General features: G+C 55.1%; 24 protein-coding genes and 1 pseudogene. 23 read left to right on the forward strand and 2 right to left on the reverse strand.

Annotated features, from left to right (window positions below):
• Nucleotides 1–37 precede the first annotated feature (37 nt).
• The 6 genes from BLP93_RS08950 (at nucleotide 38) to BLP93_RS08975 (ending at nucleotide 7,016) form a co-directional block, all read left to right on the forward strand.
• On the forward strand, nucleotides 38–1,036 hold the full coding sequence (locus tag BLP93_RS08950; protein ID WP_208596605.1) for a TRAP transporter substrate-binding protein: 999 nt from the start codon (nucleotides 38–40) through the stop codon (nucleotides 1,034–1,036).
• Nucleotides 1,023–1,646 (forward strand): TRAP transporter small permease, encoded by a 624-nt coding sequence (locus tag BLP93_RS08955; protein ID WP_092120228.1) that lies wholly within the window; start codon nucleotides 1,023–1,025, stop codon nucleotides 1,644–1,646. The genes BLP93_RS08950 and BLP93_RS08955 overlap by 14 nt, the downstream gene beginning before the upstream one ends.
• A 2-nt stretch (nucleotides 1,647–1,648) precedes the next feature.
• Nucleotides 1,649–2,908: a TRAP transporter large permease gene (locus tag BLP93_RS08960; protein ID WP_092120230.1), complete on the forward strand. Its 1,260-nt coding sequence runs from the start codon at nucleotides 1,649–1,651 to the stop codon at nucleotides 2,906–2,908.
• An 84-nt stretch (nucleotides 2,909–2,992) separates the two neighbouring features.
• Nucleotides 2,993–4,126 carry a glycerate kinase gene (locus BLP93_RS08965; protein WP_092120232.1) on the forward strand — a complete coding sequence of 378 codons (1,134 nt, stop codon included), beginning with the start codon at nucleotides 2,993–2,995 and terminating at the stop codon, nucleotides 4,124–4,126.
• Between the two features lie 180 nt (nucleotides 4,127–4,306).
• Nucleotides 4,307–6,133 carry a triose-phosphate isomerase gene (locus BLP93_RS08970; protein WP_092120234.1) on the forward strand — a complete coding sequence of 609 codons (1,827 nt, stop codon included), beginning with the start codon at nucleotides 4,307–4,309 and terminating at the stop codon, nucleotides 6,131–6,133.
• Nucleotides 6,120–7,016, forward strand: coding sequence for a septal ring lytic transglycosylase RlpA family protein (locus tag BLP93_RS08975; protein WP_244148698.1), 897 nt, complete (start codon nucleotides 6,120–6,122; stop codon nucleotides 7,014–7,016). Before BLP93_RS08970 ends, BLP93_RS08975 begins: the two co-directional genes overlap by 14 nt.
• On the opposite strand, the gene BLP93_RS08980 is transcribed toward BLP93_RS08975, so the two are convergent.
• Both BLP93_RS08980 and BLP93_RS08985 read right to left on the reverse strand, forming a co-directional pair.
• Entirely contained in the window at nucleotides 7,003–7,293 is a 291-nt protein-coding gene (locus BLP93_RS08980) for an integration host factor subunit alpha (RefSeq protein ID WP_092120236.1), read from the reverse strand. The genes BLP93_RS08975 and BLP93_RS08980 overlap by 14 nt on opposite strands.
• A gap of 42 nt (nucleotides 7,294–7,335) precedes the next feature.
• Nucleotides 7,336–7,845, reverse strand: a complete 510-nt coding sequence (locus tag BLP93_RS08985; RefSeq protein ID WP_341844797.1) for an HIT family protein — start codon at nucleotides 7,843–7,845, stop codon at nucleotides 7,336–7,338.
• A 110-nt stretch (nucleotides 7,846–7,955) separates the two neighbouring features.
• Here BLP93_RS08985 and BLP93_RS08990 point away from each other — a divergent pair, with 110 nt between their 5' ends.
• The 17 genes and pseudogenes from BLP93_RS08990 (at nucleotide 7,956) to BLP93_RS09060 (ending at nucleotide 25,089) form a co-directional block, all read left to right on the forward strand.
• Nucleotides 7,956–9,047, forward strand: coding sequence for an elongator complex protein 3 (locus tag BLP93_RS08990; protein WP_092120240.1), 1,092 nt, complete (start codon nucleotides 7,956–7,958; stop codon nucleotides 9,045–9,047).
• A gap of 220 nt (nucleotides 9,048–9,267) precedes the next feature.
• Nucleotides 9,268–9,402: a 50S ribosomal protein L34 gene (gene rpmH, locus BLP93_RS17025; RefSeq protein WP_161946270.1), complete on the forward strand. Its 135-nt coding sequence runs from the start codon at nucleotides 9,268–9,270 to the stop codon at nucleotides 9,400–9,402.
• 17 nt (nucleotides 9,403–9,419) lie between these two features.
• Nucleotides 9,420–9,824, forward strand: a pseudogene (gene rnpA, locus BLP93_RS17110) (ribonuclease P protein component); the annotation flags it as partial.
• Entirely contained in the window at nucleotides 9,824–10,111 is a 288-nt protein-coding gene (yidD, locus tag BLP93_RS09000; protein WP_092120245.1) for a membrane protein insertion efficiency factor YidD, read from the forward strand. The pseudogene rnpA and the gene yidD, both read left to right, overlap by 1 nt.
• 1 nt (nucleotide 10,112) lies before the next feature.
• The gene (gene yidC, locus BLP93_RS09005; protein ID WP_092120248.1) at nucleotides 10,113–11,762 is read left to right on the forward strand and encodes a membrane protein insertase YidC; all 1,650 of its coding nucleotides are present in this window, start codon (nucleotides 10,113–10,115) and stop codon (nucleotides 11,760–11,762) included.
• Between the two features lie 78 nt (nucleotides 11,763–11,840).
• A complete protein-coding gene (locus BLP93_RS09010) occupies nucleotides 11,841–12,530 on the forward strand; it encodes a Jag N-terminal domain-containing protein (RefSeq protein ID WP_092120439.1) in 690 nt (229 codons plus the stop codon).
• Nucleotides 12,527–13,915 (forward strand): tRNA uridine-5-carboxymethylaminomethyl(34) synthesis GTPase MnmE, encoded by a 1,389-nt coding sequence (mnmE, locus tag BLP93_RS09015; protein ID WP_092120251.1) that lies wholly within the window; start codon nucleotides 12,527–12,529, stop codon nucleotides 13,913–13,915. The genes BLP93_RS09010 and mnmE overlap by 4 nt, the downstream gene beginning before the upstream one ends.
• A 70-nt stretch (nucleotides 13,916–13,985) precedes the next feature.
• Nucleotides 13,986–14,447: a SoxR reducing system RseC family protein gene (locus tag BLP93_RS09020; protein ID WP_092120254.1), complete on the forward strand. Its 462-nt coding sequence runs from the start codon at nucleotides 13,986–13,988 to the stop codon at nucleotides 14,445–14,447.
• Nucleotides 14,448–14,869: 422 nt separating this feature from the next.
• Nucleotides 14,870–16,621 (forward strand): sulfate respiration complex hexadecaheme cytochrome HmcA, encoded by a 1,752-nt coding sequence (gene hmcA / locus BLP93_RS09025; RefSeq protein ID WP_092120257.1) that lies wholly within the window; start codon nucleotides 14,870–14,872, stop codon nucleotides 16,619–16,621.
• 19 nt (nucleotides 16,622–16,640) lie between these two features.
• Nucleotides 16,641–17,705, forward strand: a complete 1,065-nt coding sequence (gene hmcB, locus BLP93_RS09030; RefSeq protein ID WP_092120260.1) for a sulfate respiration complex iron-sulfur protein HmcB — start codon at nucleotides 16,641–16,643, stop codon at nucleotides 17,703–17,705.
• Nucleotides 17,702–18,874 (forward strand): sulfate respiration complex protein HmcC, encoded by a 1,173-nt coding sequence (hmcC, locus tag BLP93_RS09035; RefSeq protein WP_092120263.1) that lies wholly within the window; start codon nucleotides 17,702–17,704, stop codon nucleotides 18,872–18,874. The genes hmcB and hmcC overlap by 4 nt, the downstream gene beginning before the upstream one ends.
• A 20-nt stretch (nucleotides 18,875–18,894) precedes the next feature.
• Nucleotides 18,895–19,065, forward strand: coding sequence for a sulfate respiration complex protein HmcD (gene hmcD, locus BLP93_RS16655; RefSeq protein ID WP_139162964.1), 171 nt, complete (start codon nucleotides 18,895–18,897; stop codon nucleotides 19,063–19,065).
• A gap of 113 nt (nucleotides 19,066–19,178) precedes the next feature.
• Nucleotides 19,179–19,856 (forward strand): sulfate respiration complex protein HmcE, encoded by a 678-nt coding sequence (hmcE, locus tag BLP93_RS09040; protein ID WP_092120266.1) that lies wholly within the window; start codon nucleotides 19,179–19,181, stop codon nucleotides 19,854–19,856.
• Nucleotides 19,857–19,897: 41 nt separating this feature from the next.
• Nucleotides 19,898–21,304 carry a sulfate respiration complex iron-sulfur protein HmcF gene (gene hmcF, locus BLP93_RS09045; RefSeq protein WP_092120269.1) on the forward strand — a complete coding sequence of 469 codons (1,407 nt, stop codon included), beginning with the start codon at nucleotides 19,898–19,900 and terminating at the stop codon, nucleotides 21,302–21,304.
• A 44-nt stretch (nucleotides 21,305–21,348) separates the two neighbouring features.
• Nucleotides 21,349–22,248 (forward strand): universal stress protein, encoded by a 900-nt coding sequence (locus BLP93_RS09050; RefSeq protein WP_092120272.1) that lies wholly within the window; start codon nucleotides 21,349–21,351, stop codon nucleotides 22,246–22,248.
• A 163-nt stretch (nucleotides 22,249–22,411) separates the two neighbouring features.
• On the forward strand, nucleotides 22,412–22,765 hold the full coding sequence (gene divK, locus BLP93_RS09055) for a DVU0259 family response regulator domain-containing protein (protein ID WP_092120275.1): 354 nt from the start codon (nucleotides 22,412–22,414) through the stop codon (nucleotides 22,763–22,765).
• Between the two features lie 362 nt (nucleotides 22,766–23,127).
• A complete protein-coding gene (locus BLP93_RS09060) occupies nucleotides 23,128–25,089 on the forward strand; it encodes a hybrid sensor histidine kinase/response regulator (RefSeq protein ID WP_092120278.1) in 1,962 nt (653 codons plus the stop codon).
• Nucleotides 25,090–25,104 lie beyond the last annotated feature (15 nt).

Consider the following 25,104-nt stretch of genomic DNA (forward strand, 5'->3'; position numbering starts at 1 on the left):
TCAGCTTTTTTTCCAAACAATCTACCGGAGGCGTGAAATGACGAGAATGGTATTAGCTTTTGTATTCTGTGCCGTGCTGCTTGGCGGCAATTTGTGGTTGGGCATGGTTCCCGCAGCCCAGGCCGCCCAGAAGATGAACATCCGGCTGGCCCATGTGGTCAACGAGCAGGACGGGTTCCACATCGCGGCCCTGAAATTCAAGGAGATTGTCGAGGAACGTACCGGCGGAAACGTTACCGTGGCCCTTTTCCCCAATGCCCAGCTCGGGGACGAGCGGACCCTGCTCGAAGGGATGCAGATGGGCATCGTGGACATGGGCGTGATCACCAACGGCCCGGTGGCCAACTTTGTCGAAGAGATCGCCGTATTCGAGCTTCCGTTTCTTTTCCCTAATCCGGAGGCAGCCTATAAGGTACTGGACGGCCCCATCGGCCGTGAGCTTCTGAACAACCTGGAGCGGGTCAATCTTAAAGGACTGGCCTATGCCGAAAGAGGATTTCGCAATCTGACCAACTCCGTTCGCCCCGTGAACAGCCCGGAGGATATCGTCGGTCTGAAAATCAGGGTCATGGAGAATCCGGTCTACATCGACACCTTCACCACCCTGGGCGCCAATGCCGTACCCATGGCCTGGACCGAGGCCCTGACCGCCATGCGTCAGAAGACCATCGACGGCCAGGAAAATCCGGTCAACGTAATCCATTCCTTCAAGCTTTTCGAGCAGCAGTCCCATCTTTCCATGACCCGGCACACCTATGCCCCGGCCATTTTCGTAATGGGTTTGGCCAAATGGCGAAGCCTTGGCCCTGATTATCAGGAAATTTTTCTGGAAGCGGCCCAGCAGGCAGCCGAACATGGACGGCACGTGAACGCGGAAATGGAGGCCGGCCAGCTCGAGGAGCTCCGCGAGGCTGGCATGGAGATCATCATGGAACCGGACGTGGCGGCATTCCGGGAAAAGGTCAAACCGGTCCACGCTAAGTACGGCGAAAAGTTCGGAGCCTACCTGCAGCGCATTCTGGATGAAATCCAGTAATCCCCGTCTCCTTGGTTACGTGATCCATGGCGTCGGCCAGCTCTCTGGCCTGGTCGACGCCATGATCCGATTCCTGGCGTTCTGCTCGCTGCTGGCCATGCTGGCGATCATCACGATGCAGATCGTCTTTCGGCTCTACTTCCAAGCCTTGCCCTGGTCCGAGGAACTCTCCCGCCACCTGCTGGTCTGGACCACGTTCCTCGGCGCGACCATGGCCTACCGTCGCGGCGCGCACATCAGCGTCACGTTTCTGGTGGATTCCTTTCCACTCCTGCTGCGCCGGATCATCCGCATCGGCGCGATCCTCGCGTCACTCTTCTTTTTCAGCGTGGCCATGTGGTATGCCGTGCGCTACATGCAGATGCAGTCCTTCCAGGTCACCGCCTCGCTGCGCCTGCCCATGCCGTATGTCTACGCCGTGATGCCCTTCGCTTTCTCGGTCATGATTCTTCACGCCGTCCACGCCCTGCTTCTGGAGATCTTCCCGCGGTTCAAGCCGGCTCTCGAAACCGTGACCATCCGGCATGCCGCACCTTCTGAAGTCCCGGCTTCCTGCTGCGCCGCGCGGCCGAATTCCCACGTTCCGTCCCCTGCCGGGCGGGAAGGCTGATTATGGGTCTGCTGCTCTTTGGATCCTTCCTGGCATTGATGTTTCTCGGAGTGCCGGTGGCCATAGCCATTGCCTTGGCCTCAATGATCATTTTGATGCATGAAGGCATTCCGCTGATGCTCATCGCCCAGCGCATGTTCTCCGGCACGGACAGCTTTCCGCTGGTCGCGATCCCGTTTTTCATTCTGGCTGGTGACATTATGGCCAAGGGCCAGGTGTCCGCCCGGCTGGTGGACTTCGCCGACGCACTGCTGGGTTTCGTGAAGGGCGGCTTGTCCATTGTCGCGGTCCTGGCCGGGATGTTTTTTGCGGCCATCTCCGGTTCTGGAGCCGCTACCACCGCGGCCATCGGCTCCACCCTGGTCCCGGAACTCAAGCGCAAGGGGTACAATGAAGCCTGCTCCGCTTCCCTTATTGCCGCAGCCGGAACCATCGGAGTGGTCATTCCGCCGTCAGTGCCCATGATCCTGTACGCGGTCATGGCCCAGGAATCGGTGAGCCGGCTCTTTCTGAACGGCTTTCTGCCCGGCCTGATCATGAGCATCGTGCTGATCGTGATCGCGGTGCGCCAGGCCTGCGCCCGCAACTATCCTCGAGGAGCACAATTCTCCGGCCGCAATATTTTGCGAACATTTTTCCATGCCGTCTGGGGACTGATCACCCCGATCATCATTCTCGGCGGCATCTTTTCCGGTTTTTTCACCCCGACCGAAGCCGCGGTGGTTGCCGTGAACTATGCCTTGTTCGCCTCCCTGGTAATCTACCGGGACATGTCCTTGAAAGACATCTACACAATCATGTGCCGATCAATCATGACCACCGGCGTGATCATGTTCATCATCGCCACGTCCTCGATCATGAGCTGGGTTCTGGCCAACTACGGCATCCCGTCCATGATCGCCGAGGCCGTGCTGAACGTGTCCACGAATCTGTACGTCATCCTGTTCCTGGTCACGCTGGTCATTCTGCTGACCGGCATTTTCGTGGAAACCGCCTCCGCCCTGATCATCCTCACGCCGGTCTTCCTGCCCCTGATCCGCCAACTGGAGGTCAGCCTGATCCATTTCGGTCTGATCATGGTCATGGGCCTGGCCATTGGGATGATCACCCCGCCGGTGGCCATCAATCTTTACGTGGCCTCCTCCATCACCGGGCTGTCCATCGAGCGCATCACCCGCTCCATTATCCCCTACATGCTCGGTCTGCTCTTCGTGCTTTGGCTGGTGGTCTATTTGCCGCTTTTTCTGCCGGTCCTGCTGTGACCGTGAACTTAAAAATGTCGTGACTGCCCCGTGAACTTCACCACATCCAGTACTTAAACCGGATCAAGCAAGACAAGGACAACCATGAAAATCGTCGTTGCACCCAATGCGTTCAAGGGATGCCTCTCCGGGACCGAAGCGGCCGAAGCGATCAGCATGGGGATCAGGAGAGTTCCCAAGCCGTTTGAGATCGTCAAACTGCCCATAGCTGACGGTGGCGACGGCTTGCTGGATGTTCTGTGCAAGCGCTTTCCCGGAACCATGGTCACGATGGACGTTCACGATCCGTTGTTTCGAAGCGTCAGATCCGATTTTTTCTGGTCCGCTGGGCAACGCATCGCCCTGATCGAAATGGCCAAGGCATCCGGGTTGGCCATGGTGGCGGAGCACGAGCGAAATCCGGACGGCACCACCTCCTACGGCACCGGGGAGCTGATCCGACGGGCCTTGGACCTGGGCGCCGAGACGATCTACCTGGGCATCGGCGGGAGCGCCACCGTGGACGGCGCCATGGGCATCGCCAATGCTCTCGGCATGCAATTCCTCGACGATAGCCAAAGGGAATTGCCCCCCGTGGGCGCCTCGCTGGCCCATGTCCGCGCCATTGATCGTTCCCGGACGGATCCCAGATTGGAGGAGGTTCAAATTGAAATCATCTGCGATGTCGATAATCCTCTCCTCGGCCCCAACGGGGCGGCTCTGGTCTATGGTCCGCAAAAGGGCGCCGGCGTCGAGCAGGCCCTGGCTCTTGACGCCGGATTGGCCAACCTGGCCGATATTGTTGAACGTTCCACAGGCAGAGACATCCGCAACGTTTCCGGCTCCGGAGCCGCGGGAGGCGTCGGAGGGGCGATGTACGGCCTCTTTGACGCCAAAATCCGGCCCGGGATAGATGTCGTCCTTGATCTTCTGGATATGGAAACCCATCTTAACCAGGCCAGACTGGTGATCACAGGCGAGGGACAAATTGATTTTCAAACGGCCCACGGCAAAGCACCTGCCGGAATTGCGCGTCTGGCGAAAAAACATCGCATCCCGTGCATCGCCCTGGCAGGAAGTGTTGGGGAGATCTCGGATGAACTGTACGCAGCTGGCATCACCGCGGTCATTCCCATCTGCAGCGGCCCCTTGACCTTGAACGACGCCATGTGCAACGGAAGGAGCCTCCTGGCGAACTCAGCGGAACAGATCATGCGAATTTACGCCGACTTCATTTAACACGGTAATCTGATTCCTTTTGAACTCTATCGGCCATCAAAAGGAATCCGGCACAATGAAGATCTGCGCCGGCCTTCATAGCCTCTTGCCTTTTGCCGCTTCTTTGGCAAATAAGAACTGAAGAGCGAACAAGAAAGCGCGCATCTCCCGCATTAGGGACAAACCTGGAAGGAGCAATTCATGAGTCTGATGCATCTCAACCGATCCCGGGGTCGTTTTGAAATCGACCATCGCACCGATCCCGAACTGTTTCGGGACATTTATCCATACAAGAATATCTGCCGGATCAGCTTTGACGATTCCTTTTCCATGCCTCGTCCCGCAGATCCGATGTACATCACCGACACAACCTTTCGCGACGGCCAGCAGGCCCGGCCGCCCTACACCCTGGAACAGATCAGCCATATCTTTGATCTGCTGCACAAGCTTGGCGGTCACAGCGGATTGATCCGCCAGAGCGAATTTTTTCTGTATTCGGAAAAGGACCGCAAGGCCGTGGAAAAGTGTCTGGCCAAGGGCTACCGCTATCCGGAGGTCACCGGCTGGATCCGCGCCACCGAGGATGACCTGAAACTGGTCAAGGACATGGGCCTCAAGGAAACCGGCATGCTGACCTCGGTCTCGGATTACCACATCTTTTTGAAGCTGGGCAAAGACCGCGAGAAAACGGCCGAGAGCTATCTTCGGGTAGTGGAAAAGGCACTGGAATGGGGCATTATTCCCCGTTGCCATTTCGAGGACATCACCCGGGCGGACATCTACGGCTTTTGCATTCCCCTGGCCCAGAGGCTGATGGCCCTGTCCAAGGAAAGCGGACTGCCCGTGAAGATCCGGCTCTGCGACACCATGGGCTATGCCGTCCCCTATCCAGGCGCGTCCCTGCCCCGCTGCACGGCCAAGATCGTCCGGGCCTTCACCGACGATGCCGAAGTTCCCGGCCACTGGTTGGAATGGCACGGACACAACGATTTTCACAAGGCCCTGGTGAACACGGTCACGGCTTGGCTCTACGGATGCTCCGGGGCCAACGCCACCCTGCTCGGCTTCGGGGAGCGCACCGGCAACGCCCCGGTTGAAGCGCTGGCCATCGAGTACATTTCCCTGACCGGCGAGGACGACGCCGCAGCCACCCAGACCATCGCCGAAATCGCGGACTATTTCGAAAACGTGCTGGGCTATGCCATCCCGGACAACTATCCCTTCGTAGGCAAGGACTTCAATGCCACCAAGGCCGGGGTGCACGTGGACGGCCTGCTCAAGAACGAAGAAATCTACAACATCTTCGACACGCTTCAGATCCTGGGCAAGCCGGTCTCCATCATCATCACGGACAAATCCGGCCGGGCCGGGGTAGCCTACTGGATCAACAACCGCTTCGGCCTGCGCGGCGCTCAGCAGGTGGACAAGCGCCACCCGGCCGTAGGCAAGATCCATAACCGGGTCGTCAAGGCCTATGATGAGGGACGGACCACCTCTTTTTCCAACCAGGAAATGTGGAACCTGGTCAAGCGCCACCTGCCGCAGCTCTTCTCCTCTGAGTTCGACCAGCTCAAGAAGACCGCGCATACCCTGGCATCCAGAATCATGACCAAGCTTTCCGAGGACGAAGGAATCCACTCCATGGACCAGAAGCGGGTCCTGGCAAGTCTTGAATCAGTTCTGGAAAAGTATCCCTTCATCCAGTACCTCTACCTGGTGGATACCAAAGGCCGCTTGATCACCGGCAGCATTTCCCATCCCGAGGACAAGAGTAAATACAAGGCCTACGACCCCGGCAAGGATCTTTCGGACAGGGAATGGTTTACCGCGCCGATCCAGACGGGCAAGCTGAACATCACGGACTTCTACCGCTCGTTCATCACAGGCAAACTTTGCCTGACGGTTTCCATGCCCGTCTTTAACTCCAATGACGATATTCAGGGCATTCTTGGCGCGGATATTCGCTTCGAAGAACTGCTGAAGCGTCGCTCAGAACTGGAAGAGGAAGTCGGCGATGCGCCGGTTTGATCTGCTTTCCAGGTACGTGTCGGCCGGCCCATCCGGGCCGGCCGTACGAGAATTGAGGCCCGCCCGGGACCAGGTTCGGCCGCTGTCCAAGAAACAGCAAGTGATAACCGGCGCGGTGATGCTATGGATGCTCTGCGGGATGATTCTGTTAGTCGGTTGCGCCGCCAAGCCTGCTCCCGAACCGCAACGGCATCCTTCCCCCATGCGGGAGGAACCGCGACCCGCGGTAAGCCGCCCCCAGCCGTCTCCTGCTCCAGCACCATCTCCCGCCCCTGCCCCGCCAACGGCGAGGCCGTACACGGTACTTGGCCAGACCTATCATCCCCTGGCCACGGCGGATGGCTTTGCCGAAGAAGGAATAGCCTCCTGGTACGGTCCGCAGTTTCATGCCAAACGCACGGCCAGCGGCGAGGTCTACAACATGTACGACCTCACGGCGGCGCACAGGGTCCTGCCGATGCAGACCAAGATTCGAGTCACAAACCTGGAAAATGGAAAATCTGTGGTCCTGCGGGTCAATGATCGAGGACCATTTGTCGGCAACCGGGTGGTCGATCTTTCCTACAAGGCGGCTCAGGAGCTGGACGTGATCCGTCCCGGCACGGCCCCGGTCCGGGTAGAAGCCCTGGGACGGTGGCCGGGAGGTATTCCAGGCAGGTTTTTCGTGCAGGTCGGGTCATACACCCAACGTGAAAATGCCGCCCGGCAGGTGGAAGATATGCGGAGGAACGGGTACCCGGGAAGCAGGATGGTTCAGGCTGTCATCAATGGCCAGAATTTCTGGCGCGTTCAGGTCGGTGAGTTCAACAACCTGGATAAGGCCGTGTCCGTTCAGCAGGAACTCGTCCGCAGGTCCCCTGGGGTGTTTGTTATTGCGGATTGATATCGTTGCGGAACTTCTTTGAAAGCCGAAACACCACCACCTTGCGAGGATCCAATGTAATGGTTTCGCTGGTCTGCGGATTGCGGCCCTTGCGAGCTTTTTTGGGATATGCTTCGAACTTGCCGAAACCGCTGATCAGCAGGGCATGATCGCGTTTGATGGCGGACTTCATGATCGTCAACAAGGATTCAACGTGATTTTTAACTTCTCCGCGACTGCGATCAATTTTTTCGTAAATGGTATCGACAATTTCCGCTTTCGTGAGTGTTCTGTTCATGGTCCCTCTCCCGTTGTCACAATAATTGATCCGAATGGTGGATCAAGCCAGTTCCTTCTTGATCAAATCGGCCACGGCCCGCATTTCCTCGGATGAAGGATACGATGATTGCGGCCACGCGCGTAAGCCGTCGTTCTCGTAGCGAGGAATCAAATGAAAATGAGCATGCTCCACCAACTGGCCGGCTGCCTTGTGATTGTTCATCACCACATTCAGCCCCTGGGCGTTCACCGCCCGCACAAGAGCCTTGGACACTTTCTGCATCGTCTCCAGCATCTCCTCTCCAAGCCCCGCCGGCAGGTCCCACAACGTCGGATGGTGCGCCTTGGGTATGACCAGCACGTGGCCTGGATGAACAGGGGCGATATCCAGAAAAGCCATGGTGTTTCGTGAGGAGTAGACAAGCTCACAGGGAATCTTCCTCTGAGCAAAACTGCAGAATATGCATTCAGACATGACACATCTCCTTCTCTTTGGGCAAATAAAAGCATTTTCAACCGGAAGACATTGGCGATCCGCAGTATGGAACTTGATGGCCGCAAATACCCTCAACGGACGAAGATGCCCGGCTCAGGAAGCAATTTCGTCATGAACTGCTTTAGATCTATCCGAGAACGTTTACTTTTTCAACTGCCAAAAAATTATTTTCCTGGTGCGACCTGATGCTGTGGCTGCGTTTTCCCCATCCGGAACCATTCCGGCATCGACAGCGGATTATTCCAATTTTCCTGCCTTACCACGGCTGTCCACATCGTTGTTCGTATTGCGCGCAACACCTTCAAACAGGTGCCGGCTCTCCAACCTTAGAGGACATCCATGTCCGGATGTCCAAAGAGCTTGCGGGCCTAGAGCAAAGCGGCTCTCGGCAGTTCGGTGTTGCCTTTTACGGGGGGACATTCACCGCCCTTCCGGATGCCTGGCAAAGACGATTCCTTGCCGCCATTCATCCCTACCGGGAATCGGGCCTGATTTCCCATGTCCGCTGCTCCACCCGACCTGATCGGATTTCCGCGGACCATTTGCGATGGCTGCAGGAGCTGGGCATGAACATGATTGAATTAGGCATTCAAAGCTTCGATCAAAAAGTTCTCCAGGCTTCGGGCAGGGGATACGATCCGGAAACCGCCGAAATGGCCTGCAGCCTTGTCCGCGAAAGCGGCCTGCAGCTCGGAGTCCAGCTCATGCCGGGCCTGCCGGAATCGGCCATGCAAAGCTGGCTGCACGATGTTCGGCGGACATGCGCCCTCCTCCCCGAGGCTGTCCGCATCTATCCCTGCCTTGTATTGAAAGACACCCTTCTGGCCCGACAATTTTATGCCGGAAATTATCGCCCTTGGTCCCTGCCCTTCACCACATGGGCCATAAGTCAAGCCTTACTGCGGCTCTGGAAACACGGGATTCCAGTCATCCGCATTGGACTTGCTCCGGAACATGACCTTTTCAGCGCCATCCTCGACGGCCCCTGGCATCCCGCAATGGGTTACCTGGCGAAATCCCATGCCTTGAAAGCATGTATCCTCCATCATCTGTCTGTCCTGCCGGATGTTCCATTGCACTTGAACATCCCGAAACGCTTTGCCGCTGAATTCTGGGGACATGGCCGGGAACACGCCGAGACCTGGCTCCGCTATGGTCTTAGTCCATCTCATGTCCGAACCTGGGAACATTTTTTTTTCATGATTACGGAAGCAGATCCCGTGAACTTCACGGACTCCGCCCGTGTCGCACGTGTCGCCCGCAGGAGGTCAATCTGATAAATGCTTTCGCAACACCTTGACTCCGCCACTTCCTCTTTGTAATGAAACGAATTCGACAGTTGACCATATCTGATGGGCACGGCCTTGAGCCGTCGACGACAATATGCAGTTGACGTGTTTCTGAATCAATTCTTATTGGACCAGAAGACGACACCGCCCAACGAAACGGCGTAGGGAAAACTTTTTTTGATGGATATGCAGGACGAAGGAGAACACCATGAAACGGACGTATCAACCAAGCAACACTCGTCGCAACCGCACCCACGGCTTTCTGGTGCGCATGAAAACCAAGAACGGACGGGCCATCATCCGCCGACGTCGGGCCAAAGGCCGCAAACGCCTAGCCGTTTAAAGCTTCACCCCCGTGACAAGATCAAGGAACGGGAAGATTTTACAGCATGCTATGAGAAAGGCAGGAAGTACCATTCCAGGTATTTCCTCCTTTTTTTTCTTACCGCAACCGACATGCCATCCCATGACGGTACCCGAATCGGTATTGCCGCGGGACGAAAAATCGGCAACGCCGTGCAACGCAACCGTATCAAGCGTCTGATTCGCGAATCTTTTCGGCTTGAGCGGAGCATTTTTCCTGCCAATGCCGATATTGCCATTGTCGCCAAACGAGGCATTGATCCGATGAAACTGCAACTGGCCGACGTTCAGAAGGATCTACGCATCATCATGCATCGAATTTGCCGCGACGTGAATGCGCTTGCACCCTCGAAGGCCGCTCGTCGGGAAGACCGCTCCTGCGGCAAGCCGGATGCCAGATAATGCGCCGTTTGCTGATCCTGTTCATCCGGGGCTACCAGTTGTTCATTTCACCCCTTTTTCCACCCAGTTGCCGGTTCATCCCCTCCTGCTCGGAGTATGCACGACAAGCCCTCGAGCGGCACGGCTTTTTCAAGGGACTCCTGTTGACCGCATGGCGAGTTCTGCGATGCCAGCCTCTTTGTTCCGGCGGTCTTGACCCGGTTCCGGAACATTGGCCCGCCGTATCCAGCTCACAATCCAGCGTCGTTCCGCCTTCCATCGCAACCCTTAACCACCCAAAATCCTGACATGGACCATAAAAGAGCCTTTCTGGCGATCACAGTTTCCCTGGCATTTCTTGTATTATGGAGCTGGTATTTCGCTCCCCAACACCAGCCCGTTCCCAGGACGGACACCCCGCATGTGGAGTCCCAACCCAGCCCGGCTCCGGAAATCACCCCCATAGATCCATCCCTTGCCCCCCCCCCTGCCATTGCGCCGGGCTTTCAGGCCGAGACCCCTTTGGATCCCGGTTTCACCGCCGCACCACTGGTCCGGGGAAAGCAGATCACTGTTCGCAATCCCTATTTCCAGGCGGTTTTCAATTCGGAAGGCGGTGTTCTGGAGCGATTTGAACTGCTTCAATACCGCCAGACCATTGATCAGAACGCCCCGTTCGTCGACTTGATCGGCTCGCCCGAACCCCGCAAACGTCCCATGGGACTGCTCTGGAACAGCCAGCCGACGTGGATGCAGGGGGAATGGACGTTTGAAGGCGAAAATCTCCATTTGCAGCATGGCCAGACCGGAACCCTGACCTTCATCGGCCGCTTCGGACTTCTGGAGTTGGTCCGTACCTTTCAGTTCACTGGTGATTCATACCTGATCGATGAGCAGGTTCAAGTCCGCAACCATTCGCCGAACCAGATCAGCGCCACCCTCGGATTCACTCTGGCCAGCGAAGCCCTGAGCGCCATCCGGGACCGCTACACGCCAACCCAGATCATGTTCTATGATGCCACCGGACTGGAACAGGAAAAAAGCGAAAAACGACTGCTGCCGGGCATTCAGGCCGAGGGCGGCATCCGCTGGGGCGCCATCCAGAGCAACTACTTCCTCACCGCCGTTGTTCCTGCTTTTAACGATCCGGTTTTCAAGGCGCGGCTTGAAGACGGCGTGCACAGAGCGGTCATGGAAACCCGGAACTTCGTTCTGGATCCGCAACTGGAAATGCAGTTCCGGGCCACTTATTACCTCGGACCGCGCGAACGCGAGGCTCTTTCCGTGGCTCCTGGCAACCTGCTTGAAGCGCTTCACTATGGCTGGTTTGATCTTATTGCCAGCCCGTTGATCCAGGTGCTCAACTTTTTCTACGGATATGTTCACAATTACGGCTTGGCGATCATTCTTCTGACCGTGGTCATCAAGCTGATCTTCTGGCCGCTGTCCCAGAAAAGCTATAAATCCATGCAGCAGATGAAGAAACTGCAACCCATGATGCTCAAGCTGCGGGAGAAGCACAAGGACGACCGCCAGAAAATGAATGAAGAGATGATGCAGCTGTACAAGACCTACAAGGTGAACCCCTTGGGCGGTTGCCTGCCAATTGCCGTGCAGATTCCGGTGTTCATCTCCTTGTACCAGGCCTTGATGGGTGCCATCGAGTTGCGTCACGCTCCCTTCATTTCGCATGTACCCTTCACGGACATCATCTGGCTGGCCGACCTTTCCGCAAGGGATCCCTACTACATTACACCCGTTGTCATGGGGGCGACAATGTTTCTGCAACAGAAACTCACCCCCGCCCCCGGTGATCCCATGCAGGCCAAGATCATGCTCTTTTTGCCGATCATATTCACCTTCCTGTTTCTCAGCTTTCCATCCGGGTTGGTGCTTTACTGGCTGGTGAACAACGTTCTCTCCATTGCCCAGCAATGGTGGGTCATGCGCAAGGCGTAATCCCAATGGAGCACCGTGCGGGCGCCGGAATGGACGCATTCCGGCTGCGACGCGCAGGTAAAGGAGAACAACTACAGAATGAACGAAGCAAAAGATTTTCAAAACAAAAGTGTTGATGAGGCCATTGAGGATGCGTGTACTTTTTTTTCATGTCCCCGTGAGGAGCTGGAAATTTCGATCCTCGAGGGCGGTTCCTCGGGAATTTTCGGCCTTGTAGGTGTACGCAAGGCCAGGATCAAGGCCCAGCCTCGGATACGCCTGGGCGAACTTGAAGCAATGATCCGCACCATAACGGAGCGCATCACCGCCGACATCGTGGACAACCCTCGGGTCAGGGTTGAACAGCAATCCGACATGATCAAGGCAACCATTGAATCCACGGGCGACATTGAACAGCTTCTTGGCCGGGATGGACAGGTGCTTGGCGCACTGGAATACGTCGTCAACCGGATCATCGCTCGTCGCTGGCCCAACGCAGTACGCATCATGCTCGATGCCGGCGGATTTCGGGAAAAACAGGACAATGAACTCAGCATCCTGGCGGTCTCGCTTGCTGAAAAGGCAAAATCAACGGCATCCCCGCAGAGCACCAAGCCTCTACCGTCATATCAACGTCGCATTGTTCACCTGGCCTTGCAATCCATCACGGATATCCACACCAAGAGCAAGGGCGACGGCCCGATGAAACGGGTGTTGATCATTCCTCGTGCTCCAGCCCCCCAAGAACCAATGGAGGCTTCCGCAGGCGACCAGCCTCATGCGACATGATCGCACTCTCCACGGAGACCATTGCCGCGATTGCCACACCGCCGGGACACGGCGCCGTCGGCATCATCCGAGTCAGCGGCACTTGCGCCAGGGTGATCGTGACAAAGCATTTTGCCTCCTCCCGCCGAACCTTCAGGGAGCTGCGCCCGTATCGGTTGCATCACGGACACTTCTTCAATGGAACAGGGCAGATCCTGGACGAGGTCCTTGTTGCCTTCATGCCCGGTCCCGGTTCATTTACCGGAGAGGACGTGGTAGAAATCAATTGCCACGGCTCGCCCGTCGTCCTGCAAAGCATATTGGAAACCTTGCTCCAAGAAGGCGTTCATCCGGCAAATCCTGGTGAGTTCACCCAGCGGGCTTTTCTCAATGGCCGCATGGACCTGACCCAGGCCGAAGCCGTGGCTGAAATCATTTCGGCCGTTTCTCCCACCGCGTCGCTTCTTGCCCAGAACAAATTGTCAGGAGCACTCCGGCACTGTCTTCAGGGATTGCGTGACCGCCTGGAGGAATTGCGTGCCCAGCTCTGCCTGGCCGTGGATTTTCCGGAAGAAGAGGTCGAATGCCTGTCTCCGGAGTTGTTTCTGCAGTCCGTAGAGGACATCCGGAAGCAGCTTGGCATTTTGTTGCAAGGACATCTCCAAAGCCGCATCTGGAACGATGGCGCGCTTTGCGTTCTTTCCGGGGCAGTCAATGCGGGCAAATCCAGCCTGCTCAACCAGCTCCTGGGCCGGCAGCGGGCCATTGTCAGCCCGGAACCTGGAACAACCAGGGACTACCTGGAAGAACGGATCACGCTGCATGGGTTGAGTCTTCGGCTTGTGGATGTCGCTGGTACACGCAAGGAGGCTGGAATTCTGGAACGTGAAGGTCTGGCCTTGGCCCGACAATTCCAGGATGAGGCGGACCTGATTTTGCTGGTGGTGGACATCGCGACCCAAGCCCCCCTTGGCGTCGTGAAGGATCAGAACCTCTCCCTCTATCCTCCCTCCAGAACGCTGATCGTAGCCAACAAGTGCGACCTGAAACGCGATCCGGAAACAGAATCCTTCCTTTCCAATCAGGGGTATGATGTCGTACCTGTTTCCGCGAAAAACGGCCAAGGCTTGGAAGAGCTGCAAGACCGAATCTGGCGCAGATTGATCGCAAACTCCCCGGAGCCGCGCCCGGATGCCTTGACCCTGAACCTGCGTCAAAGCGGGGCCCTGGAGCAGGCTGCCCTGGAACTGGAACGGCTGCGGGAGGATATCATGCAAAACGTTCCATACGATCTGCTGGGTGTTCGTCTCGAATCAGCAAGCGTTATTCTTGCCGAAATTACCGGAGAAATCACCTCTGATGAAATTTTAGAGTCGATTTTTCAACGATTTTGTATTGGCAAATAACTTGTAGCGGCTCAGCCGAATAGCGACTTGCCAGTCCCGCGGTCCTCAAAACTTCACCCTCATAGTATTCATGATGCCCTTTACTGGTAAGGTTGTATCCCGCCAAGGGTTGCAGGCCCAAGTTCTGCCGGATTCCTCTGAAAAATGCACCACCTGTTCCTGTGCCTCGCCCTGTAAGGATCAGGGGCTTTCCTCTCGAGTCATCACCGTGCAAAACCCTATTGGTGCGGCAGTCGGCCAGTCTGTGCTGATGATTGAACAGCACAGAGCGAAAACAGCAGCACCGTTCATTCTTTTTCTCATCCCTTTGGTGGGGCTTTTTTGTGGAGTCCTGGCGGCAACATGTTGTTTGATGCCTTTCAGCAATGAAGATCTGAATGTTTTTCTTGGAGCTGCTGCCGGCTTGGCAACGGGTTTTGTTCTGGCAAGACGAATCGCAACAATTTTCTTCCCTGAAAACCTCTCCTTTCCCCTCATTGTCGAGATTGTCTCCCCTTCGGCAAACCAGCCAACTCCGCGGAAGACGAGCTAGGCCCACAATCTTAGCCACAGGACATAAAGACCAGCAATTTCAGACAAATAATCAGTGTTTATTTGCGCTATTTTTTTCACAAGCACGTTGGAGCTGCTTGACAATACACGCCGGCTCATCTAGCAAGTCTACCTAAAAACCCGCCTAATGATGCGGTTATATTGCTTCCGCAAAAGACCCTGATTTGCTCTACGGTCTTTCGAAAATACCCTCCATTGCAAAGAGGTTATTGTTTTGCCCGCGGCACCTCAATCAGTTGAATCAATGCATCCAGATTCTGGAAGCGTGAAAAATTTCATAAAAAGGAGCGTACTGGTGACATGGTGAATGTATAAGTGCCGGCAAACGCGGACACGAGGCAGAGGCAATTCGATTGGCAGCAAGCAACACGCTCAACGTATGTGAAAAAGGGAGCGATTTTCATGGCATACAGGAAATTTGTACTGGGATTGTCCGGTTGCCTGTTCGTAGTAATTTGCGTGCTTTTAGTACAAGCCGACGTCATGAGCATGATCAGTTCTTCCGGAAACAATTCCGGCAGAGCGGATCTTATCATGATTCAGACCATGGCAAAGCAAACGACGAAACAGGCCCAGGCTGTCCCTTTTCTACACGATTTGCACACCGAGGCATTGGCCGAACAGGACAAGGACTGTACCGCCTGTCACATCAGAAATGATCAGGATGTGATCTCTTTCAAGTATATGCGCTTGGAAGATCCCCCCGCGGAGCAGTTAAAGAATCTGTACCACCAAAACTGTACAAGCTGCCATGCCGGTAATGCCGCCGCGGGTATGCGAAATCCCGGTCCGCAAATCGGCGAATGCCGCAAATGCCACGCCGAGCCGACCTCCGCCCAGGAGTGGGTCTCCGGTGGCATGGACAACATGCTGCACTACATCCATTGGAGCTCCGACCTGATCCCCAAGGATGAAGGCGAAGAAACCAACTGCGGTCAGTGTCACCATGACTACGATCCGGACAAGGAAGAACTCGTCTACACCAGGTTTACAGAGGAAGGTTGCCGTTCGTGCCATACCTCGGAGCCGCAGGAACCGGTGAAGTCGAATCTTGCGGAAGCATTTCACGGCCAGTGCGTGACCTGTCACCTGGATCAACGTGAAGCGAATGCGGAACGCAACGGTCCCCTGGACTGTGCTTCCTGCCACGGCACCGCGCAATCGCTGGAAATGCGAACCAAGAACCAGCAAAGACTCGCTGAAATGGACGGCGTAATGCCGCGCCTACCGCGTAACCAGCCCGATGCGGTTCTTCTGACCGCAAAAATGCCCGAGAATACTAACGGCACACGCCCGACCTTGATGTATCCGGTTGCCTTCAATCACGAGCTGCATGAACACCAGACCGATGCTTGCGGATCGTGCCACCATGAGACGTTGAAGAGCTCCTGCACCGATTGCCACACCCTCCAGGGCACGGAGCAAGGCGGTTACATCACGCTGGAAAAGGCAATGCATTCAGCTCAAAGCACGTACAGCTGCGTCGGCTGCCACAACGAACTCAAGAATGATCCCAGTTGCGCGGGTTGCCATGCCGCCATGCCGCGGGGCACTGAGCCGCCGGCAGCAAGCTGTGCAGTGTGTCACGTGAATCCTGACACCACGAATCGGAACAACAATGAAGCAGCTCAGGATTATTCGGACTACACGGAAATGCTCATTCCTGCCCAGCCCAATGGACGCATGCCGCCCCGCGAACCCTTTGTTCTCCCAGAGGACAAGGAAGGGCGCGCGGTCTTGGCGCAGCAGATCATTGACCGACGTCCCTCGAAGCCGTTGCTGATCTCCGTGGAAGATATTCCGGATGTCGTGATAATTGATGTCTTGGCTGACGAATATCAACCGGCCGAGCTGCCCCACCGCAAGATCATCCTGAGCATGATGGAGAAAATGGAAGATAATTCCCTGGCTACGGTGTTTCATGAAACTCCGGTAACCATGTGTCAGGGGTGTCACCATCACAGTCCGCTTTCCGCAACGCCTCCAAGTTGCCAAACATGCCATGATCAGCGTTCCCCGATTGGACGGGTTGGACGGCCTGGGCTTTTGGCCGCCTACCACATCCAATGCATGGCCTGTCACCAGGAAATGGAACTGGAGAAACCCGTGGCCACTGACTGTTACTCCTGCCACAAACAGAAAGATAACGGATAGCCTGTAAGGAGATGGATATATGAAACGCAGATCATTCCTTGGATTGATGGGCGCAGCCGGGGCTGGACTCGCAGCTCCGGCCCCGGCCAAGGCTGCAGTCCGGGATTTCAGTTTTTTTCACGGTACTCCGGGAGTACTTTTCGACGGCACGCGCTGCATCGGCTGCCGGAGATGCGAAATGGCCTGCAACAAGGTCAATCATCTTCCGGAACCGACAGTTCCTTTCGATAATCTTGATGTTCTCAAGACCCCTCGGAGAACCGATGCGACCACCTATACCGTTGTCAACAGATTCGACTTGCCTGGTGGTCCGGTCTTTCGCAAAAACCAATGCAATCATTGCATTGAACCGGCCTGTGCATCCTCCTGTTTCGTGGCGGCGTTCCGCAAGCTGCCGGACAGTTCCGTAGCCTACGATGAAACCGTGTGCGTCGGTTGTCGTTACTGCATGATCGCCTGTCCTTTCGAGATTCCCACGTACGAATACAACAAGGCGCTCACTCCGCGCGTAATGAAGTGCACGCTGTGCGGACCGCAGATGCGGGCCGGCGAGTTGCGGCTTCCCGGTTGCGTGGCTGCCTGTCCGGTGGAAGCCATGACCTACGGCCCCCGCGACGAATTGATTCGAATGGCCCGCAGAAGATTCGAGTCCTTTCCCGGCAGATATGTGAATCATGTCTACGGTGAAAACGAGATGGGGGGCACGAGCTGGATGTACATCTCGGGAGCTCCCTTCAGCCAGGTCGGCCTTAGAGAAGATTTGGGAACCAAATCCGCTCCCGAACTGACTTCCGGCGCACTGGCGGCCGTTCCGATTGTCGTGGGCGTCTGGCCCATCCTGCTTGGCGGCATCTATGCCATCAACAAGCGCAAAGACAAAATCGCCCAACAGGAAAAAGAGGACGAAATCGCGAAAGCCCTGGCCCAGGCCAAGGCCAAAGCTGAGTCCGAAAAAGCCGAGGCTTTGGCAAAAGCCGAAGAATCCGCCAACCGCCGCCTGGAGAATGAAGTGAAAAAGGCCGTCAAAGAAGCCCTGGCTCAGAAAGAGCAGGAAAGCAAACCGGAAGAGGAGAGCGGCAAATGAGCAACGTAACTCAAAATGACTCCAAGTCGTACTTTACGCCATTCAACATCGTGACAGGCCTGATCATCATCGCCGGGCTCATCGTCACGGTCCTCCGGTTCACAGGGGGATTAGGCGCGGTGACCAACCTCGACGACAACTATCCCTGGGGTATCTGGATCAGCTTTGACCTGCTCTGCGGCGTAGCTCTGGCGGCCGGCGGCTATACCACCGCCGCGGCCTGCTACATCTTCGGCCTTAAAAAATTCCATTCAGCTGTTCGTCCGGCGCTCCTGACCGCATTACTTGGCTATATCCTGGTAGTTCTTGCACTGCACTATGACGTCGGTCGTCCTTGGCGTCTGCCCTATCCGCTTTTCGTCCAGCAGGGTGTCACGTCGCTGCTCTTTGAAGTAGGTTTGTGTGTCTTTTTGTACCTCACGGTCCTGTTCCTTGAATTTCTGCCGGCGGTTTTTGAATGGACCGGGTGGAAGAAGCTGCGCGAGCCCCTCATCAAACTGACCTTCGTCCTGACAATCTTCGGCGTTGTGCTCTCGACCCTGCACCAGTCTTCACTGGGAGCGCTTTATCTTATTGCACCGATGAAAATCCATCCTCTCTGGTACAGCGCATACTTGCCGATATTCTTTTTTGTCTCCAGCATAGCGGCCGGCCTTTCGATGGTTATGTTCGAAGGTGCGTTGTCGCATCGTTATCTGCACAGGATGATGGATGACGAGTACAACAAGAATCACGACTACGTCGTGCTCAGCTTTGCCAAGGCCTGTTCCTGGGTCTTGTTCGGTTACTTCGCGCTGAAAATGATCGGTGTCGCCTACGACAACAACTGGCACTATTTTTCCACCGGTTACGGCGTGTGGTTTCTCGTTGAGCTTCTCTGTTTCGTCGCCCTGCCTGCTTTTCTCTATGCCGTGGCGGCTCGTGAGAAAAACTTCGCGCTTATCAAGTGGACGGCAGTCATCACCGTGCTGGGCATCGTGCTGAACAGGTTTAACGTCTCTCTTGTCGCGTACAACTTTCATTTACCCGCGGAGTCACGGTATTTTCCGAGCATCATGGAAATCATCATTTCCATCTTCATCGTTACCATCGGTCTTGTGGTGTTCCGCTTTGTTTCCTTAAAAATGCCCGTCTTTTTCGAGCATCCGAAATACAAGGCTCTGCATTGAGCCACCAGGGAGGTTAAGACATGGAATTCAATACGTTGCATGAGTTTTATCTGCATAGCAAAGGGATCACCTACCTGCTCATGGGCGGCATCCTGATCGGCGCTGTCCTCTGGTGGCAGTTTTTGATGGGCGAGAAGAAGCCTATTGAAAACCCCCATCGAAAGAGTGAAGGCAACGAGCATGGGCATTAGGCCCCATCATTTTTTCAGTGACGCCGGGTTCGACAGCGAACCCGCGTCATCTGCGACCACAGGCTCGAACTGTCTCATGACCCGCAACAACAGTGATGCTCGAGGAGACGCACATGTATAATTTTTTGACGGGACCAATGGTCTGGATCACATTCCTGATCGTGGTCGTTGGATTGACCTATCATGTCGTGACATACATCCGAGGCCTGGATTGGCGTCTGGATCGTGTCGGATACCGGCCGAATATGAAGTTTGGTTTAAAAGGCGCGGCCAGATCCATTTTTTTCTGGATTCTGCCCTGGGGATCTCACGGATGGAGAGCAAAACCTCTTTTCACTCTCCTTTTTTTCGCATTCCATATTGGCCTGGTCTTCACCCCCATCTTTCTCGAAGCCCATAATATCATGCTCAAGGACAGCTGGGGCATCCGTCTCCCGGCCTTTTCCAGCGGCGTGGCCGACGCGCTTTCATGGATTGTCGTCGTCGGCGGAATTTTCCTCATTCTTCGACGCATTGCCTATCCGGAAGTCAGAATCCTCACATCCATGTACGACTATGTCTTGATCATCATCGCAGTGGCGCCATTTTTGACCGGCTTGATTGCCAGATACAATGTTGGTGATTATCATTTCTGGTTGTTGGTCCATATCATCACAGGCCACATTTTTCTGTTGAGCCTCGTCTTCACCCGCCTCAACCATGCAATTCTCTTCTTTATGACCCGTGCCCAACTGGGCATGGACTACGGCATTAAGCGCGGTGGGATGAAAGGCTCCCAAATGTCCTGGTAATGACCCAGGTTCTATACAGTTAACATTCAGGGAGATAGAATATGCCCGAAGGAATTCTTTGTAACAAACAGCCCATCGTTACCGACGAGCAATTGAAGCTGACGCTCGGGGACAAGGGCGGCAAACAATACTACGCGGAAATGGAACAACTGGAAGTCGACACGGACAAGCTCTGGGCGACGATCCAGAATACGATGAAATCCAGGCTGAAGACATGGCTCAATATTTGCGCAAGATGCGGCCTTTGCGCGGACAGCTGTTTTCTTTACGAATGCAATGATCGTAAACCAGAGCAGGTTCCCGCTGCGAAGATCCATGCCACCCTTGGAGAGATCGTTAAACGAAAAGGGAAGGTTGACAACGCCTTCATGCGCAGAACTATGGACATTGCCTGGAGCTGGTGCACCTGCTGCAACCGGTGCGGCCAGTTCTGCCCCCACGGCATCGACATGGGCATCATGTTTTCCTACTTGCGGGGCCTGCTCTTTTCGCAGGGTTTCGTGCCTTGGGAGTTGAAGATCGGATCCGGCATGCACAGAGTCTACAAGGCGCAGATGGACGTGACCACCGAGGATTGGGTGGACACATGTGAATGGATGGCCGACGAGAACTGCGAGGAATGGCCGGGGTTGGAAATTCCAGTGGACAAGGAAGACGCGGACATCATGTACACGCTCAACGCTCGCGAAGCCAAACACTATCCTGAAGACATCGCCGAGGCGGCCATTTTGTTCCATGTGGCCGGAGAAAACTGGACGGTCCCCTCTGAAGGCTGGGAACAGACATCATTGACCCTCTTCGCCGGTGACTGGGAAGGTTGCAAGCAGAACGTCCTGCACGTCTATGACGCCATTGAGAGGCTGCGGCCCAAGCGTGTCGTGGGCACGGAGTGCGGCCACGCCCACCGGGCCACGGTTATCGAAGGACCGTACTGGGCCGGTCGCGAAGACGGCCAGCCCCCCAAGCCTTTTATTCACTACGTGGAATGGCTGGCTGAAATGCTGCGCACCGGGAGAATCAAGATCGATCCGGAAAAGCGCATCAAGGAACTGGTTACGCTGCAGGATTCCTGCAACTACGTCCGCAACCAGGGTTTGAAAAACATCACCCGGGAAATTGTCAGTTATCTCGTTGAGCCTGGCTATTTCGTGGAAATGGCTCCGAACAAGGAATACAACTATTGTTGCGGCGGTGGCGGCGGATTCAACGGGATTGGAAAATATCGCCCCCAGCGCAACATCGCCCTGCTCAAAAAAAGGGAGCAGATCCTGGACACCGGGGCAAAGCTGGTGATCGCGCCCTGCCACAACTGCTGGGACGCCATCCGCGACCTTGAGGAAGAGTATCCCATGGGTATTCGCTGGTCCTTCCTCAAACCGTTGGTGATCAAAATGATGATCGTTCCGGAGCATCTCAAGCCCAAGGATGAGGAAGGCGAAGAGGAATAAATCCGGTTTAGCCGCACCAACAGTCAGCTTACACGAGGTATTAGATGAAAAAGAAAATTCTCTTGGCGACCACTGGATCTCCGGCCAGCTTCGGATCAGCACGGGTGGCCTTCGAAATGGCCCAGCGCTACGATGCCGAATTGCTTCTCTTTCATGTCGCCGGCGTACCCAAAAAGGGGTTTTCGTATCAGGAAGTCAACGATGTGCGGTCTCAGGAGGCCGTTGAAGTCGACGCGGAATACCTGGCTTGGGTTGAAGAGGAGTTGAAGACCACCTATGCCAAGCAGCTTGAAAACTGCAAAAACGCCCGTATTATTTTGGCAACGGGTCTTCCGCACCGGGAAATCCTTCGTGTCGCCCGCAGTGAAGATGTGGACATGATCATCATGGGAGCGCATTCGGGCGACTCCAGCGCAGTCTACTCCAAGGGCTATCCCGGCAGCACGCTGCAGCGTGTTGCCAAGGCGGCCAAGTGTCCGGTGATGACCGTTCACCGTGAATCTGCGTCGTATATGGGCGGTTTTTCACATATCGTCTTTGCCACGGATTTTTCCAAGCAGTCCGACAGCGCCTTCAAGTACGCGCTGTCCATGGCAAAAGAGTTTAACTGCGAACTGACTCTTTTCCACGCTCTGGATATTACCAGCAAGGTTCTGGCCCAGAACGAGATCGAGGACAAGTTGATCGCCATCAGAAAGCGGTTGCGCGACACATACGGTCCCAAAATGGGCGACTTCAAGAACTTTGAGGTGGACGTCTGGGAAGGGATTCCGTATGTTGAGATTGTCAAAATAACCCGTGAACGAATGGGCGATCTGATCGTCCTGGCCCACAACACCAAGGATCTTGACCCAGAACAAGCCAAGCTCGGCTCTACGCTGGAACAGGTGATCCTGCGGGCCAATTGCCCAGTGGTCAGCGTGAACAGGCCGGATAAGGTCTGAGGTGCAGCAAATTCTTGCTGACAAACGCGCATTTAACGGCAGTCGGTTATTCGGCGCCGCCGTACTATGGGCGGAATGAAATCACCATCGATATCCCTGGGACATCGATGGCGACAACCTCAAGGACTGGAAACACATTCCATGTCGTAGCAGGAGGTGTACATTGGCTAAGAAAATCATGGTAATCGACGACGACAAGGAAATCACTTCCTATCTGACCCAGTTGTTCAAGGACAACGGCTATGAGACTGTTGAAGCCAACGACGGCTCCGAGGCCCACGATATTGTGGCTCGTGAGATGCCCGACCTGATCACCCTTGACCTGGAAATGCCCAATGAATGGGGACCACGGTTCTATCGCAAGTTTTCCCAGAACCCTGATTTCAGAAAAATTCCCATCATCGTGATCAGCGGTTTACCTTCCAACCAGTATGCCATTCAAAAGGCTGTTGCCAGCCTGACGAAACCCTTTGACAAGGATGAACTGTTGAAGATCGTGAAGCAGACCATCGGCTGACGCCAACTCATCCAGTACAAAGCCTGCCTACGTGTAATCACAAGGCAGGCTTTTTTTTTATCAATTCGCAACTACTCTGGTAACGTCCGGATTATTCAGAATTGCGGCCTCGCAATCTTACTCTCTACTGGTATTGCTCAATAATTTTCCTCTACAGCCGTTATTGCTTTTTATATCTACCCCATCTAATTATTTATATTTTCCGCATGATCTTTAATGTTCGGCCAGGAGCCGCCTTGGTGCTTTGCAGCACAATCAAGTACCCTAGGTCGCTGGTTGGGAGTTTTTTGAGCTTTAACGTTTAGATCATGGCTTACAGCGGTTCAACGCTATCGACCACTTATCCAAATATGGAGCTGGGCATGAACAAGAAGATTTTGCTGGTTGACGACGAAGAAGGTATTCGCCGCTTTCTCGGCCTGACCCTCATGGAGATGGGGTACGATGTCAAAACCGCCGAGAACGGTGAAGTGGCTCTTCAGGTTTATCGTGAGTTTCAACCTTCCATCGTGCTCAGCGATATCAAGATGCCGGTAATGGACGGTATCGAACTGCTTCGCCACCTCAGGTCCGAATACCCTGACGTCGAAGTGATCATCATCACCGGTCATGGCGATCTGGACTTGGCCATCGAAGCCCTGAAGCACGAAGCCGCTGACTTTATCACCAAACCCATCAACGAGGACGTCCTGGAAATATCTCTGAACCGTGTCGGAGAAAAGCTGTCCATGAAACGCCAGCTCAAGGATTACACGGAGAATCTCGAGCGGCTCGTGGATGAGAAGACCCAGCGGATAGTCGAACTTGAACGGCAAACGGCTGCCGGACAGATGGTGGAGAAATTCAGCACGATCCTCTCCAGCATATCCACCGAGGTGGAAAACCAATCCGGCCTGTTCAATGAATTGCCCTGCCTGGTCACTCTGCACAACAGGGACATGCGTGTCGTGGCCTGCAACAACCTGTTCAAGGAACGTATCGGCGACTGTTCGAACATGAACACGCATCAAATGTATTTATTTCGTGATTTCGCCGACAACGAATGCCCTGTCGGCCTGACTTTCAAAAGTGGCCGCGGCCAGCGCAGCATGGCGACTCTCGCAGGGCATGGCGAGGAGGCCATCCCCGTGACCATGCATACTTCTCCCATTTCAAACAAGCAGGGTGAAGTCGGTCTGGTCTTGAACGTCTCCGTGGACATGACCGAACTGAGCCGGCTCAAGGACGAATTGCTGGCCACGCAACACAAGTACCAGCGACTTTTTGACGAGGCGCCCTGCTATATCACCGTCCAAAACAGGGACTACTCCATTGCCGAGCTCAATCGGCGCTTCAAGGAGGAGTTCAGCGATGGTGAGGGGCTGCGATGTTACAGCGCCAAGCAGGACAGGGAAGCTCCCTGTGACGATTGTCTATTGGAAAAGACACTCCAGGACGGGCAAAGCCATCAGATGGAAACAGTTATCACCACCCGTGACGGTGCAAAGAAGAATGTTCTGGTGACTTCTTCACCCATCCGTAACGTAGCGGGCGAAATCCATCAGGTCATGGAAATGTATACTGACATTACAGAAATCCGTCGTCTGCAGGACCATCTGACGTCTCTCGGTTTGATGCTCGGATCCATGTCCCACGGGGTCAAGGGAATGCTGACAGCCCTTGATGGCGGAATCTACAGACTGGAATCAGGCCTACGTAACAACCACGTCACCCAGATTCAAGACGCCCTGAACACCTTGAAGAGCACCATCGGACGCGTCAAAAAGCTTGTCCTGGATATTCTGTATTATGCGAAAACCCGTGAGCCCGAACTCCAGCAGATGAATGTCGCCGAGTTTCTCGAACAGACGGCCATTCTGGTGAAGGCAAAAGCAGAAAAGGAAGGTGTCCAGTTTGAAAGCAACCTGCCTTCGGACCTCGACGCTTTTGAAATCGATCCCAACGCCCTTTCCGCGGCCCTGGTGAATTTTCTCGAAAATGCCGTGGATGCATGCGAAGGCAGTGAGAGAGAGCAATGTCATGTCCGGTTGTCCGCATCCGGGAACAGCGATACCGTAACCATCACGGTTCAAGACAACGGCAAGGGCATGGACAAGGAAACCCGGGACAAGATTTTCACCCTCTTTTTTTCATCCAAGGGCAGCAAGGGCACCGGCCTCGGGCTTTTCATCTCCAATCAGACCATAGAAAAGCATGGAGGCACCATCGCCGTGCAGTCCGAACCCGGACAAGGCAGCACGTTTACCATCACCTTGCCCAGGAAACAGACATGCAAAATCCTATCGAGCCGGAAGACTCCCCCCCGGAAACTTTCTGCCCATTAAGCGGCAACATATGTA

This window comes from Desulfonatronum thiosulfatophilum, assembly GCF_900104215.1.
Taxonomy (GTDB): Bacteria; Desulfobacterota; Desulfovibrionia; order Desulfovibrionales; family Desulfonatronaceae; genus Desulfonatronum; species Desulfonatronum thiosulfatophilum.

Bases quoted from the DNA above. Each gene is read 5' to 3' on its own strand.
- yidC (WP_092120248.1), top strand. From the start codon at position 10,113: ATGGACCATAAAAGAGCCTTTCTGGCGATCACAGTTTCCCTGGCATTT.
- BLP93_RS08990 (WP_092120240.1), top strand. From the start codon at position 7,956: ATGCTGTGGCTGCGTTTTCCCCATCCGGAACCATTCCGGCATCGACAG.
- BLP93_RS09060 (WP_092120278.1), top strand. From the start codon at position 23,128: ATGAACAAGAAGATTTTGCTGGTTGACGACGAAGAAGGTATTCGCCGC.
- BLP93_RS09020 (WP_092120254.1), top strand. From the start codon at position 13,986: ATGATGCCCTTTACTGGTAAGGTTGTATCCCGCCAAGGGTTGCAGGCC.
- BLP93_RS08950 (WP_208596605.1), top strand. From the start codon at position 38: ATGACGAGAATGGTATTAGCTTTTGTATTCTGTGCCGTGCTGCTTGGC.
- BLP93_RS08970 (WP_092120234.1), top strand. From the start codon at position 4,307: ATGAGTCTGATGCATCTCAACCGATCCCGGGGTCGTTTTGAAATCGAC.
- BLP93_RS09010 (WP_092120439.1), top strand. From the start codon at position 11,841: ATGAACGAAGCAAAAGATTTTCAAAACAAAAGTGTTGATGAGGCCATT.
- hmcA (WP_092120257.1), top strand. From the start codon at position 14,870: ATGGCATACAGGAAATTTGTACTGGGATTGTCCGGTTGCCTGTTCGTA.
- hmcF (WP_092120269.1), top strand. From the start codon at position 19,898: ATGCCCGAAGGAATTCTTTGTAACAAACAGCCCATCGTTACCGACGAG.
- hmcD (WP_139162964.1), top strand. From the start codon at position 18,895: ATGGAATTCAATACGTTGCATGAGTTTTATCTGCATAGCAAAGGGATC.
- hmcE (WP_092120266.1), top strand. From the start codon at position 19,179: ATGTATAATTTTTTGACGGGACCAATGGTCTGGATCACATTCCTGATC.
- BLP93_RS08955 (WP_092120228.1), top strand. From the start codon at position 1,023: ATGAAATCCAGTAATCCCCGTCTCCTTGGTTACGTGATCCATGGCGTC.
- BLP93_RS09050 (WP_092120272.1), top strand. From the start codon at position 21,349: ATGAAAAAGAAAATTCTCTTGGCGACCACTGGATCTCCGGCCAGCTTC.
- BLP93_RS08980 (WP_092120236.1), bottom strand. From the start codon at position 7,293: ATGAACAGAACACTCACGAAAGCGGAAATTGTCGATACCATTTACGAA.
- BLP93_RS08975 (WP_244148698.1), top strand. From the start codon at position 6,120: ATGCGCCGGTTTGATCTGCTTTCCAGGTACGTGTCGGCCGGCCCATCC.
- hmcB (WP_092120260.1), top strand. From the start codon at position 16,641: ATGAAACGCAGATCATTCCTTGGATTGATGGGCGCAGCCGGGGCTGGA.
- mnmE (WP_092120251.1), top strand. From the start codon at position 12,527: ATGATCGCACTCTCCACGGAGACCATTGCCGCGATTGCCACACCGCCG.
- BLP93_RS08965 (WP_092120232.1), top strand. From the start codon at position 2,993: ATGAAAATCGTCGTTGCACCCAATGCGTTCAAGGGATGCCTCTCCGGG.
- rpmH (WP_161946270.1), top strand. From the start codon at position 9,268: ATGAAACGGACGTATCAACCAAGCAACACTCGTCGCAACCGCACCCAC.
- hmcC (WP_092120263.1), top strand. From the start codon at position 17,702: ATGAGCAACGTAACTCAAAATGACTCCAAGTCGTACTTTACGCCATTC.
- BLP93_RS08960 (WP_092120230.1), top strand. From the start codon at position 1,649: ATGGGTCTGCTGCTCTTTGGATCCTTCCTGGCATTGATGTTTCTCGGA.
- yidD (WP_092120245.1), top strand. From the start codon at position 9,824: ATGCGCCGTTTGCTGATCCTGTTCATCCGGGGCTACCAGTTGTTCATT.